Here is a 12,950-nt window from a genome sequence, read left to right on the forward strand (position 1 = left end):
TATGCATGCTATTGGCCTCAATCGCCCTGATCGTCCTTGTGGCGACATTCGGTTGGCTCGTTTTCGGCAGATACGTGTTGAACGTGACACCTACATGGGTTGAACAGCTCGCACTCTTGCTCGTTTGTTACATTACATACCTCGGCGCAGCCGTGGGAATTCACGAAAATACACACCTCGGCGTTACTCTTTTCCGCGACATGATGGGTTCGAAAGTCAGCACTTTCTTGAAGCTTGTCATCGACATCGTTCTTTCCGTGTTCGGGTTGATCATGCTCATCGCTAGCATTGAGTTGGTTAAGTTTGGCTGGGCGACTTTGTTGCCGATGTTGAACATCCCCGAGAGTTTCCGATCGTTATCTGCTGCCCTTTGCGGCGGTCTGGTCTTTGTCTTTGCAGGATTGCGGGCTGTCTTCCGTATCGTCTGCTTGGTGCAGGGCAAACCTTATGAAGAAAAAGGCGAATTATAATCATGGGCTTGACCATTCTACTTGGAATTTTTGGCGCCAGTGTGGTGCTCGGCGTGCCCGTCGCCTTTGCAATGGGGATCGCTGCGGCATCCGCATTCTGGTATGAGGGCTTTCCGCTTCTGATCACCTTTCAAAGGTCGGTCTCCGGGATTTCCGTTTTCTCCCTTCTTGCGATCCCGTTTTTCGTTTTCGCAGGTGAGTTGATGCTGCACGGCGGTATCGCGATGCGCTTGGTGCGCTTTGCATCTGCTCTTGTCGGCCACGTCAGAGGCGGTCTGGCCTCTGTGAACATTTTTTCCAGCATGCTGTTCGGCGGCATTTCTGGTTCTGCTGTCGCTGATATTTCTGCACTTGGGTCGATCTTGATCCCAGTGATGAAAGAACGCGGATATCACCCTGATTACGCTGTCAATGTCACGGTGACATCTTCGATTGCGGGTATTGTAATCCCGCCAAGCCATAACATGATCATTTTTGCTGTCGCTGCGGGGGGTGGGATTTCGATCTCCAAACTGTTCCTCGCTGGCGTCCTTCCGGGTGTCTTGATGTGTCTCTGTTTGGCTGTTGCGGCTTACGTTATCGCTGTAAAGCGTAACTATCCCGCGGAACCGTTCCCTGGTTGGAAAGCCGTTTGGCATGCGTCCTTGCAAGCCATCCCTGGTTTGATCACGGCTGTGATCATCGTGGGCGGCGTTTTGTCCGGCATCTTCACGGTAACGGAATCTGGTGCTTTCGGTGCAATCTACGCTCTGTTGTTGACGTTCTTCGTCTATCGCAGCTTGGATTGGCTGGGCTTCAAAACCTCGGTAATCTCAGCTGTTCGCACAACTGCGATGGTTATGGTTCTGATTGGCTTTGCGAGCTCCTTTGCCTACCTGCTCGCGCTGTATCAAGTGCCAGACAAGTTGAGCGCCTTCATGCTCGGCATCTCAGAAGAAAAAATCTTCGTTCTGCTTATGATCAACCTGATGCTGCTCGTGCTTGGTATGATCATGGACATGGCTGCACTAATCTTGATCTGTACGCCGATCTTCCTGCCGATCGTGAAAGATCTGGGCATGGACCCAACGCAATTCGGTATCATGCTGTTGGTTAACCTTGGCCTTGGCCTGTGTACGCCGCCTGTTGGAACCTGTCTGTTCGTAGGTTGCGCAGTTGGACGTATCAGGATCGAAGAAACGCTCAAAACAATTTGGCCTTTCTATCTCGCCATTTTGTCCGCGCTGATCTTGGTCACCTATGTGCCAGCAGTATCCCTCTATCTACCATCTTTGTTCGAGTAAGAGGCTGAGCGTTTATGTTTTACCTTCTACCTCGTTTCGCAATGAGCGCTCCTGTAGCGGCTCATTGCCAGAAACAAAAAAGCGAAAAGCCAACCAAAAGGTTCTGTAAATGACTAGCGTAACCCCTGAAATACTTGAAAAACTACAGAACGTGAGCACTGCGACGCTGACAACGGCTTTGTTCCGCCGTGGTTTTCGCAACGTCTTTATCCAAGGACCGCAGCGTATGAACCCGGGCGCGAACATGGTTGGGCCAGCTTACACGCTGCGCTACATTCCTGCGCGTGAAGATCTTGATGGTTTGGAATCTTTCGCAGACCGTGAAAACCCTCAGCGTAAAGGCGTTGAAGAATGCCCTGATGGTGCGGTTTTTGTGATCGATTCACGGGAAGATTCCACAGCGGCCTCAGCTGGCTGCATCTTGGCGACGCGTCTTCAAATGCGCGGCTGTAAAGGCATCGTCACTGACGGCGGCTTCCGCGATGCACCTGAAATTGCAGCGCTTGAAATGCCTGCCTATCACACGCGCCCAAGCGCGCCGACCAACCTGACAAAGCACCACGCTGTCGCAATTAATGATCCAATTGCCTGTGGTGGCATTTCTGTCTTCCCTGGGGACATTATGGTCGGTGATAATGAAGGCGTCGTTTGCATCCCGTTGCACTTGGTGGCAGAAATAGCGGAAGAAACTGAAGAGATGACCATCTTTGAGGATTTCGTGTTGGAAATGGTTCAAGAGGGTGCATCTATCTTTGGCCTCTACCCGCCAACCGATCCTGAAACAAAGGTGAAATTCGCAACATGGCGTCAGGAAAATAACAGGTGAGCGTTGATAGGAAAGTAAGTAGTACTGGCTCGGCCTCCCGAGGTAAAGAACGCACGCTTTCCGATCAAGTTTATGAAGAAATTCTCGCGATGATTTCAAGCGGGAAGACACCTGTAGGCGCCAAGCTTCCAACAGAACATGCATTGAGCGAGACACTTAAGGTGTCTCGCCCTGTGCTGCGCCAAGCCCTTAAGCAACTGCGCGAAGATGGCGTCGTTGTTTCGCGCCAAGGATCCGGCTCTTTTGTACAGCGCCGCCCGGAAACTGCCGTGCTCAAATTTGCGCCTGTTGGTTCGATTGCTGACATTCAGCGAACCTTTGAATTTCGCGCCGCCGTAGAAGGTGAAGCTGCGTTTCTGGCTGCAGAGCGCCGTTCAGACGCCGATTTGAAACACATGAGTGTTCAACTCAAAGAACTCGATCGCTGCATTCGCGAAGGCGAGTTGGGTGTCGATCTGGATGAAAACTTCCACGAACGTATCTGCATTGCATCAGGCAATCAGTACTTCGCCACTGCGCGTACGTCGATGAAATCGAATATTCTGACTGGTCTTAGCCTAACGCGGAACCTATCGCTGACCAAGCCGCGTGAACGCATGGAATTGGTGCAGCGAGAACATTACCTCATCTTTGAAGCCATTAAGAATATGGATCAAGAAGGGGCGCGCATCGCAATGCGCGACCATGTTGAGAATGCCAAGAATCGCGTGTTTCAAGGCTGATCAGGCGGCGTTTAATCCAGCTCTAATCCATGTGCGATCATGAAATCGTCACGACGCGGCGCGAAGCTGTCAAACAGATTACCCGCTTTCAAACAGACGCAGGAATGTTCTGCATTTGACGGAATAAGAACCGCGTCACCGGGATTTAAAATCTGCGTTTTTCCGGCGATTGTGAATTCGAACTGACCCTTGTCGACATATGTTGTTTGCACATGTGGGTGAGAGTGGGGCAGGCCTTCGCCGCCTTCTTCGAACTTAAATTCAACCATCATCAGGGCTTTGTCTTGGCATAGAATGCGCCGTTGTGCGCCGGGGCCGGAGACCATCCATGGATCGGTTTCAGAAGTGTTGCTCATGCAGATATCTGCCTTTGTGCTAGTTTTGGAAAGTAGTTGTAAAAATTTGTAACTTTGACGGCGAAAATGTCAAGCGCTTCTAAGCGTGCGCTTGAGGTGTCGCAGGGGAAAGGGACACATTGAAAGGGGTAATGTTGATCAAGCGATAGCAAGATCCAGTGAAATTAACGAATTTTTGCAAAATACAGTTTTGCAGTTAAAAACGAAGAAATATTTGTAATTATTTGTATTGTTGAGCGCGAGTTATTGTCATAAGTAGGGGTATGAAATTGCGCTTTGAGTCTGAATGCAAGTCGCGTTCAGATCGTCATTCGCGTTGATCACACACGTCATGACGCCGGATCCATAGGGCCCTGCTTTGACACAGGTTTGCAGGAGACAAACATGGACCTTAAAGGAAAAACCGCAATCGTAACTGGTGGTGGCCGTGACATCGGCCGCGCATGCGTTATGGAACTCGCCGCGAGCGGTGCAAACGTTGCAATCAACTATATGGCAAGCTCTGAAGGTGCGGACAGCGCTGTTGCAGAAATCACAGCCGCAGGTGGCAAGGCATTCGCGCTTCAAGGCGATATGACGAAAGAAGCAGATGTTGCAGCGTTGGTTGCGAAAACTGTTGCTGAATACGGCCAGATCGACACGCTTATCCACGTTACAGGCGGTTTGATCGCACGTGTTCCAATGGCAGAAATGACGCTTGATCACTGGCAAGCTGTCATGGACGTGAATCTGACATCCTTCGTTTTGATGGTGCGTGAATGCTTGCCACACCTGACAGAAGGTTCTTCCATCGTTGGTCTGGCGTCCCAAGCTGGCCGTGATGGCGGTGGCCCGGGTGCAGGTGCATATGGCGCGTCTAAAGGTGCTTTGATGACGTTGACACGCGGCTTGGCAAAAGAGCTTGGCCCGAAAACGCGTGTAAACTCTCTCTGCCCAGGCATGATCGATACAGATTTCCACAACACTTTCACTAAGCCAGAAGTCCGTACACATGTTGCGAACGTTACACCGCTGAAACGCGAAGGTACGTCCGAAGATGTCGCGAAATTGGCTGTTTATTTGGCAAGCGATGGTGCGGCGTTCATGACCGGCACAAACGTCGACATCAACGGCGGCATGCTGTTCTCATAAACCGGCCCAATGCGCGCGCTTTTGTCCTCCCACAAAAGCGCGCGTTTTTTTTGTCTTGATCAATAGGTGAAACGATATGGAACTAACTGGTAAGCATCTTATTGCGGGCGCTTGGATCGAAGCGGAGAGCAAGTTTAACTCAACGCCTGCGCATGGCGAAGCATATGAATTTTCCGCTGGCTCAGTCGCGCTCGTGGATCAAGCAGTACAAGCTGCGGAAGACGCGTTTTTGTCTTTTTCGGCAACGACTTCAAAAGAACGTGCCGCGTTTTTGAACGCGATTGCGGACGAAATCGATGTACGCATTGATGATCTGGCAGAGATCGGCACGCAGGAAACCGGTCTTCCCGAGCCGCGCCTTCGCGGTGAAACCGGCCGTACAACGGGCCAGTTGCGTCTTTTCGCTTCACACATTCTGGATGGCTCTTATTTGGATCAACGTCACGACGAAGCGTTGCCAGATCGCGCCCCTTTGCCGCGCTCTGATTTGCGCATGATGCAGCGACCGGTTGGTCCTGTAGCTGTCTTTGGTGCCTCCAACTTTCCGCTCGCGTTTTCCACGGCTGGCGGTGATACGGCGTCCGCCTTGGCAGCGGGTTGTCCGGTTGTTGTTCGTGGCCATCACGCGCATCCGGGCACGGCTGAAGTGGTCGCAGCGGCTGTCAAAGCGGCCGTAGAGAAAACCGGCGTTCATCCCGGTGTCTTTTCCCTCATTCAAGGGGGCGATCTTGAGGTCGGTCAGCGCCTTGTTCAACATCCGCTGATCAAAGCAGTTGGCTTTACAGGCTCCCTAGGTGGCGGTCGCGCGTTGTTCGATCTTTGCGCACAACGTCCTGAACCTATTCCATTTTTTGGCGAATTGGGGTCAATCAACCCGATGTTCCTTTTGCCTGCCGCAGCAAGTGCGCGCGCTGTTGCCATCGGGACAGGCTGGGCTGGCTCTTTGACGATGGGCGCAGGGCAATTCTGTACAAACCCGGGCGTTGTTGTCGTGCTGGATGGACCCGAGGCAGACGCATTCAAGGGCGCCGCGCTCGAAGCGCTACAACAGGTTGGCGGGCAGGTGACTCTCACGTCTGGCATCGCTGCCGCCTATCACAGTGGTCAAAGCCGAATCGCAGCTGTCGCTGGTGTCGAGACCCTTCTTGAACCGGCAGAAACGGCCGATCGCAGCGTGTTGCCAAGCATCTTTGAAGTCAGTGGCGCGGATTGGTTGTCAAACGCTGATCTGGCGCATGAGGTCTTTGGCCCCCTTGGCATCATCGTGAGTGCTGCGAACTTTGAGGAAATGCAAAACATCGCGAAAGAACTCGATGGCCAACTGACGTGTACGCTGCACTTGGAAGAGGGCGACGCGGAAGTGGCCAAATCACTTCTGCCGATCCTCGAGCGCAAAGCAGGCCGTATCCTTGCTAACGGTTTCCCAACCGGTGTTGAGGTGAGCGATGCGATGGTTCACGGTGGTCCATATCCTGCCTCGACAAACTTTGGTGCGACCTCTGTAGGCACGATGGCGATCCGCCGTTTCTTGCGTCCAGTATGCTATCAAGATCTGCCAGACTACCTGATTCCTTCCGCATGAATCATGCGCCAGACTAAGGCGATATAAAACACAGGCAGCGCGTCGAAGGGCGCGCTGCTCAGGTCACGTAAAGTCAAGTTGCTTAACTTCATGTACCCAAGGTTTGGCTAAGTGCTTCCAATCTTTGGATTTTACAAATTATCCCAAATGACTCTTGACCTATTACAAATATTTACCAATTATTTGGCGCTGAGGGGGACTGATCAGAGCTAATTTTTGGTCACCTGTCATCTAATGGGAGAACTACAATGTCATATTTTAACAAGGCGCTTACAATCGCGTCCGGCGCAGCACTTGCTGCGACACTTTCTTTTACAGCGGTACAAGCGCAAACAACTCTGCGCGGTGCGAGCCTTTTCGACGAAGAGCACGCGTACACAAAAACAATGCGCAAATTTGCTGAGCTGGTTAACGAAAACTACGACGGCGACGATGTTGAGTTCAAAATCCACCTGAACGGTGAATTGGGTGATGAGAGCGATTTCGTAACATTCCTGAACCAAGGCGTTGCGATCGACTATTCGATTCTTGCGCCATCCAACATGGCGAAATTCGCGCCATCCATTCCTTTGATGGATATGCCGTTTTTGTTCCGCGATCTGGATCATTGGAACGCAGTTCTGTCTAGCGACGTTCTGAGTCCCCTTGAAGATACTTTGCTTGAGCAAGCAAACATCAAAATCATCGGCTACACAGGTGGCGGTACACGTAACCTTCTATCCAAAGACGCAGTTGCAAACTTTGACGACCTTTCAGGTCACAAAATGCGCGTTATGGGTGCTCCAATTCAGGCGCAAATCTTCTCTGCTCTGACAGCGGCGCCTTCTGCGATTGCTTACAACGAAGTGTACAACGCAATTCAAACAGGCGTGATTGCTGGTTTTGAAAACGAAGCGGCGTCCATCCAGAACCTCAAGTTCTACGAAGTTGCGCCTAATCTGTCTTTGACGCGTCACGCGATCACTGTTCGTCCAATCGTTATGAGCGGCAAGACGTTCGATAGCCTGCCAGCAGATCTTCAGGCAGCGGTATTGAAAGCTGGCGCAGAAGCAGGTGCATTTGGACGTGAGCTGGAATCACGCGAAGATGCTGTGAAGCTTCAGGAAATGGTCGACGCAGGTCAGATCGTTGTTTCCGAATTTGAAGGCCGCGAAAAAATGCTGGAAATGGTTGTTCCTGTTCAGGACGCATATGCAGCTGAACTCGAAGCGACAGACCTACTTTCTGCGATCCGCTCTAAGTAAGACGTCTCCCTAGAATGCCCCCGCATATCCTGTTTGGAGTGCGGGGGTGTTTTGCGTATACAGAGATACGCCCATCTCATTCACCTCAAAATTGATCGGCAAACACATGATCCTTCGTGGTTTGGAACTGCTCGTTTCTTTGGTTAAGTTGGCCATCGGCGCGCTGATGATTTCCTTGGCTATTCCTGTCGGAATGCAGGTAATCGCCCGTTATACTGGCATCATTCCAGTCTATCTATGGACTGAAGAACTCGCCACGTTCATCTTTGTATGGGTCGTAATGCTCGGATCGACGCTCGCGGTTTGGGAAGGTACGCATTTTGATGTGCAAGTCATTCCTGACTCCAAGCGCCCTTTCTTACTTTTCTTGCAAAAAGCCTTTGTTTTGGTTGCAGTCGCGATCTTTGCTGTGCTGTTCGCGTTTTATGGCATTCACTACGCAGAATTTGGTGGCAATCAGAACTCTGTGATGATGCGCGCCAATCTCATGATCACCCATATCTCTGTGCCAGTCGCTGGCGTGCTATGGGCCATTTTCTCGCTTTACCGGTTGTTTGAGACCTTCGTCGACTACCGAAATACAGATCGGACACCGACATGATCGTTTCCACAGGTCTTGCCTGCGCCATTCTAGTGGGCTGCTTTATCGTTCTCGTTGCATTGCGCGTTCCTGTCGCCTTTGCTCTCGGGATTGCGATTATTCCGCTTGTTTTGCTGGATATCCGCCTAACGCCGTTCATCATTATTGATCGGATGTTCCAATCTTATAACTCATTCATCCTACTTGCTGTTCCATTCTTCTTGCTGGCGGCAAACTTAATGAACTCTGGAAAGATCACCCAAAAGCTAATCGATTTTGCCCGCGTACTGACGGGCTGGTTGCCGGGTGGCCTTGGTCACGTGAACGTTGCGGTGTCGATGCTGTTCGCAGGCATCTCCGGTTCATCCACTGCTGATGCCGCTGGCTGCGGTAAAATCTTGATCCCAGCGATGGTGAAAGAGGGCTACGATACCCGCTTTGCAATCGCGATTACGGCCTGTTCCTCTGTGATGGGCGTGATCATCCCGCCAAGCATCTTGATGGTTGTTTGGGGCGGCGTGATGCAAGTTTCGGTCGGTGCCCTGTTCTTGGCGGGCGCTATTCCGGGATTGATGATTGGTCTGGCCTTGATGGCGACCGTCTATGGATACGCCAAGGTGTATGATTACCCGATCACTTTGCGTCCGACGTTTGCACAGTTCTGGGATGCCTTCAAAGGCGCCGCACTTGCAATGCTGACTCCTGTCTTTGTAATCGGCGGTATCGTTGGCGGTATTGTGACGCCCACAGAGAGCGCGATCATCGCGGCGGCCTATGCGTTGATCTTGGGTGTCTTTGTTTACCGCACAGTGACCTTCCGCGAACTCGGCGGCATCTTTTATGAAACAGGTCGCTTTGCATCGATCTCGCTCTTCGCGATTGGGACGGCCTCAGCCTTTGGTTGGATGCTTGCCTTCTTTGGCGTTCCAAAACTCATTGTTGAAACGCTCACGGCGGTTGAGTTCGGCGTCATCGGAACCTCCCTGATTATCGCTGCGCTTTTCCTGTTCTTCGGTCTGTTCATTGACGCGATCCCTACGATCATCATCCTAGGCACTGTTCTGCTGCCCGTCGCTAAAGCTGCTGGCATCGATCCTATTGCCTTTGCGATCATCGGGATTATCTCGCTGGCCTTTGGTTTGGTCACGCCACCTTATGGGCTCTGTCTGCTTATATCGGCCGCGATTGGTGGCTTGAACGTTGTGAAGGTTCTCAAAGATGTTTGTATCATTCTCGCACCGATGTTGCTGATCTTGATGCTGGTCATTCTCTTCCCCGAGATAGCTCTTTGGTTGCCGCGCATGTTGATGCCTAATACCTTCCAGTAACGCAGACTGCGGCAAAGGAGTATTCCTATGAAAGAGACTTGGCGTTGGTTTGGGCCAAACGATCCGGTGAGCTTGGAAGACATTCGCCAAGCAGGCGCGAGCGGCGTTGTCACTGCATTGCATGAGTATGGACCAGGCGAAGTGTGGCCGGTTCAGGATATCAAAGCACGCAAAGCGTTGATCGAAGATGCAGGTCTCACATGGGATGTGTGCGAATCCATTTGGATGTCCGACGAAATCAAGTTGAAGGGCAGCGATGCCAAAACGGAGGTGGCAGCATGGATCAAGACCATGCAAAACCTCGCGAAAGCGGGCGTTAAAACCATCTGCTATAACTTCATGCCTTTGCTCGATTGGACACGGACCGATCTGACCTACCCGATTTGCGGGCAGGGCAAGGCACTGCGTTTCGATATGATCGATTTCATCATTTATGATGTGCATGTACTGGGCCGCGATGGCGCTGCTGCCGATCATCCTGCCGACTTGGTCTTTGAGGCAGAGATTAGATGGCGCGCCATGTCCAAAGAGGATCAAAGCGCGCTGGAGAACAATATCATTGCGGGACTACCTGGCAGTGCCAAAGGCTTTGGGCGTCAGGATTTGGTTGACGGCATCAAGAATTTTTCGCCGCTATCGCACAGTGATCTTCAAGCAAACCTTGCATCTTTCTTGGCGGAAGTCGTGCCCGTTGCCGAGGGTCTTGGTGTACAACTGGCGATCCATCCCGACGATCCACCTTTTCCGTTGTTTGGCCTGCCACGCTGCGTGTCCACTGAATCTGATCTGGCCTTCCTGCTGGAGGCGCAGCAAAGCGCCTCAAATGGGCTAACCTTCTGCACAGGTTCGCTTGGCGCGCGGCCTGACAACGATTTGCCAGCCATGGCGCGCCGTTTCGGCGAACATATCCATTTTGCGCACCTCAGAAACGTCCAGCTTGAAGACGATGGAAGCTTTTATGAAGCTGCAGCGCTTGGTGGTAGCACCGATATGATCGATGTGCTGGACGCGCTGGTCGCTACCGAAAAGGAAGGGGTTGATCGTGTCATCCCCATGCGCCCCGACCATGGCCATTTGCTTGATTTCGAGCAAAACCAAGAGACCAATCCCGGGTATTCCTATATTGGCCGTCTAAAGGGTCTAGGAGAATTGCGCGGCGCGATTGCAGTTCTTCAGAAAAACTACGATTTAAACTCTGCACGTTGAGACAGGAACTCCCAGCAATGACATCTATTCTAGGCATCGGCGAATGCATGATCGAACTTTCCTCTGCTGGGGATGATCTGTGGCGGCAACGGTTTTCGGGGGATGTATTTAACACCCTTTGGTACGCACGCGCGCATGCGAATGCGGAGATAGAAACGAAATTTCATACGGCAGTCGGCATTGATCCGATTTCCGACCAAATGCTCGCCTTTGCAGAAAGTGGTGGCATCGATTGCGCGGACACGCCGCGCATCGCAGATCGCCGACCGGGCCTCTATACCATTCACCTTAACGGGGCCGAGCGTAGCTTTAGCTACTGGCGCGATACGTCAGCGGCGCAGATGATGGTACGTGAACCGGGTCAACTTTGGAGCAAAGTCTCCGATGCGAAAGTCGTGTATTTCTCAGGCATTTCACTGGCGATTTTGCCACCTGAAGATTTGGAAATATTCCTAGCTGGACTTGCGCAATACAAAAGCGACGGTTCGATCCTTGCTTTTGATCCAAACATCCGCCCGCACCTTTGGAATGACACCAAACGCATGCTGGATGTCACAACAAAGGCCGCTGCGTTGAGCGATCTTGTCCTGCCAAGTTTCGAAGATGAGCAAACTGCGTTTGGCGATGCGACGCCAGAAGACAGTGCTAAGCGATACGCAGATCTTGGTGCTGACCATGTCGTCGTCAAAAACGGTGAGGCGGAAACAATTCACTTGCAAGACGACGTCATTAGCGGGTTTTCTGTGGCTCCGATTGAGGGCGTCGTTGATACGACTGCAGCTGGCGACTCCTTCAACGGCGCCTACATCGCCTCGCTAATGAATGGCTCAACAATTGAAGCTTCGATCCGCGCCGCGCAACGCTGTGCTGGCAACGTCATCTGCCACAAAGGGGCTATCATCCCCTTTGATGCACTTGGTTTGAAAGCTTAAACCGTTACATTCCTATGTGTAACTGCGATCTTCTTACCCAAATCTGCGCAAAATGAAGTCAAATGTGTCGATTTGACAGGGGTTTAAGCGAATTTGCAGAAAAAAGCACAAAAATGACGACGGAAATGCGTGCGCATATCGTTTAACTTTCAAACAGGTCTACAACACGAAGTGTGTTTGGAGAAAGTTTGGAGCGTCATGAAGCGTCTAATAGTTTGCCTGTAATGGATATAGTTGTTTCGTCTATGGACGAGACTGACAGAAGTATGCGCGAAATCGTTGGCTTTTTTTGCGGATGTGGATGAGCAGCCAAGCAGACCCTAAGCCAGAGATACCTCTCGCCTTTGGCGGGTTGTATGGGCCCTGAAGATTTCTTCAGAATTAGGCCATCACTCACTTAATATCACCAAATTGGGCGTCGGGGATGGCACCCTTTTTGGTGATATTTTCTCTGTAATTTAAAAATGTCGATATTTTACTTCCAATTCTTGTAACATTTGCTATCTTTTGTTCACAAGTTTGGGAGGATTCTATGTTTACTACATTAAAGCACTACGCCGGCGCATTCGCCTTGGCGGCACTCGCAACGACAGCTGGCGCCGAAGAATTGCGCATTGGTACAGCTTCTCTTGGCGGCGCGTTTTACCCAATGGGTCAAAGCATTTCGAACGTCGTGAACAAGCACGCGGGCAACGACATTTCGATGGTTCCTGTTGTGACAGGCGGCTCTGTTCAGAACCCTAATCTGGTCGCTTCTGGCGAAGTGGAAATCGCAATCACCAATAACAACCTTGCGGTCCTCGCGATTGGTGGCAAGGGCCCATATACGAAGGCAGGCCCGATTGATCTGGGCGCGGTTGCTGCGTTGCACCCATCCGTTTTGCACATGATGGTTCTTGCGGATAGCGATATCCAAACTTTCGAAGACCTTGCGGGAAAGCGCGTTGCAGTTGGTCCAGCCGGTGGCGGTACACTTGGTTTTGTGAACTTTTTGATGCCTCTTCACGGTATGAGCATCGAAGACATCACGCCAAGCTTTGTCTCTTACTCTGACGGCTTCAGCCAATTGACCGATGGCACAGTTGACGCCGCATTGGCCTTGTCCGGTTATCCAGCGGGTGCGGTTATGCAGGCAACTGCAGGGGCTGAGCTACGGTTTATCTCGTTCTCCGAAGGCAAGCTCGACGAAGCTTTGGCAAACAACGGTGCATATGTGCCTGTTGAAATCGCACCTGACGTATATGGAACGGCAGAAGGCGGCAAAGTCATCGGCGTGAACAACATGCTGGT

The 12,950-nt window shown here is 51.6% G+C and carries 13 protein-coding genes; 12 read left to right on the forward strand and 1 reads right to left on the reverse strand.

The annotated features are described in order from the left end of the window. From ABJQ89_RS05815 to ABJQ89_RS05830, 4 genes are all read left to right on the forward strand, one after another. Positions 1–470 (forward strand): TRAP transporter small permease (locus tag ABJQ89_RS05815; RefSeq protein ID WP_348495323.1); only part of this gene is annotated, 470 nt, incomplete at its 5' end. A 2-nt stretch (positions 471–472) separates the two neighbouring features. Then, a complete protein-coding gene (locus ABJQ89_RS05820; RefSeq protein WP_348495324.1) occupies positions 473–1,753 on the forward strand; it encodes a TRAP transporter large permease in 1,281 nt (426 codons plus the stop codon). 109 nt (positions 1,754–1,862) lie between these two features. Continuing rightward, positions 1,863–2,579 (forward strand): ribonuclease activity regulator RraA, encoded by a 717-nt coding sequence (locus tag ABJQ89_RS05825; protein ID WP_348495325.1) that lies wholly within the window; start codon positions 1,863–1,865, stop codon positions 2,577–2,579. Further along, positions 2,576–3,301 (forward strand): FadR/GntR family transcriptional regulator, encoded by a 726-nt coding sequence (locus tag ABJQ89_RS05830; protein WP_348495326.1) that lies wholly within the window; start codon positions 2,576–2,578, stop codon positions 3,299–3,301. Before ABJQ89_RS05825 ends, ABJQ89_RS05830 begins: the two co-directional genes overlap by 4 nt. An 11-nt stretch (positions 3,302–3,312) precedes the next feature. Here the strand turns inward: ABJQ89_RS05830 and ABJQ89_RS05835 are convergent, their stop codons facing one another. Continuing rightward, positions 3,313–3,657 carry a cupin domain-containing protein gene (locus ABJQ89_RS05835; RefSeq protein ID WP_348495327.1) on the reverse strand — a complete coding sequence of 115 codons (345 nt, stop codon included), beginning with the start codon at positions 3,655–3,657 and terminating at the stop codon, positions 3,313–3,315. A 384-nt stretch (positions 3,658–4,041) separates the two neighbouring features. On the opposite strand from ABJQ89_RS05835, the gene ABJQ89_RS05840 reads away from it, so the two are divergent. The 8 genes from ABJQ89_RS05840 to ABJQ89_RS05875 form a co-directional block, all read left to right on the forward strand. Further along, on the forward strand, positions 4,042–4,788 hold the full coding sequence (locus ABJQ89_RS05840; RefSeq protein ID WP_348495328.1) for a glucose 1-dehydrogenase: 747 nt from the start codon (positions 4,042–4,044) through the stop codon (positions 4,786–4,788). 76 nt (positions 4,789–4,864) lie between these two features. Beyond that, positions 4,865–6,370 (forward strand): aldehyde dehydrogenase (NADP(+)), encoded by a 1,506-nt coding sequence (locus ABJQ89_RS05845; RefSeq protein ID WP_348495329.1) that lies wholly within the window; start codon positions 4,865–4,867, stop codon positions 6,368–6,370. Between the two features lie 248 nt (positions 6,371–6,618). Further along, positions 6,619–7,614 (forward strand): TRAP transporter substrate-binding protein, encoded by a 996-nt coding sequence (locus tag ABJQ89_RS05850; protein WP_348495330.1) that lies wholly within the window; start codon positions 6,619–6,621, stop codon positions 7,612–7,614. Positions 7,615–7,720: 106 nt separating this feature from the next. Then, positions 7,721–8,215 (forward strand): TRAP transporter small permease subunit, encoded by a 495-nt coding sequence (locus ABJQ89_RS05855; protein ID WP_348495331.1) that lies wholly within the window; start codon positions 7,721–7,723, stop codon positions 8,213–8,215. Then, complete coding sequence (locus ABJQ89_RS05860) at positions 8,212–9,522, forward strand: TRAP transporter large permease (RefSeq protein ID WP_348495332.1); 1,311 nt, start codon at positions 8,212–8,214, stop codon at positions 9,520–9,522. Before ABJQ89_RS05855 ends, ABJQ89_RS05860 begins: the two co-directional genes overlap by 4 nt. Positions 9,523–9,549: 27 nt before the next feature. Continuing rightward, positions 9,550–10,728, forward strand: coding sequence for a mannonate dehydratase (uxuA, locus tag ABJQ89_RS05865; protein ID WP_348495333.1), 1,179 nt, complete (start codon positions 9,550–9,552; stop codon positions 10,726–10,728). Positions 10,729–10,745: 17 nt separating this feature from the next. Continuing rightward, on the forward strand, positions 10,746–11,660 hold the full coding sequence (locus ABJQ89_RS05870; RefSeq protein ID WP_348495334.1) for a sugar kinase: 915 nt from the start codon (positions 10,746–10,748) through the stop codon (positions 11,658–11,660). Between the two features lie 532 nt (positions 11,661–12,192). After that, a partial coding sequence (locus tag ABJQ89_RS05875) for a TAXI family TRAP transporter solute-binding subunit (RefSeq protein ID WP_348495335.1) occupies positions 12,193–12,950 on the forward strand: 758 nt, incomplete at its 3' end.

This window comes from Planktotalea sp. (assembly GCF_039984035.1).
In the GTDB taxonomy this organism is placed as follows: Bacteria; Pseudomonadota; Alphaproteobacteria; order Rhodobacterales; family Rhodobacteraceae; genus Planktotalea.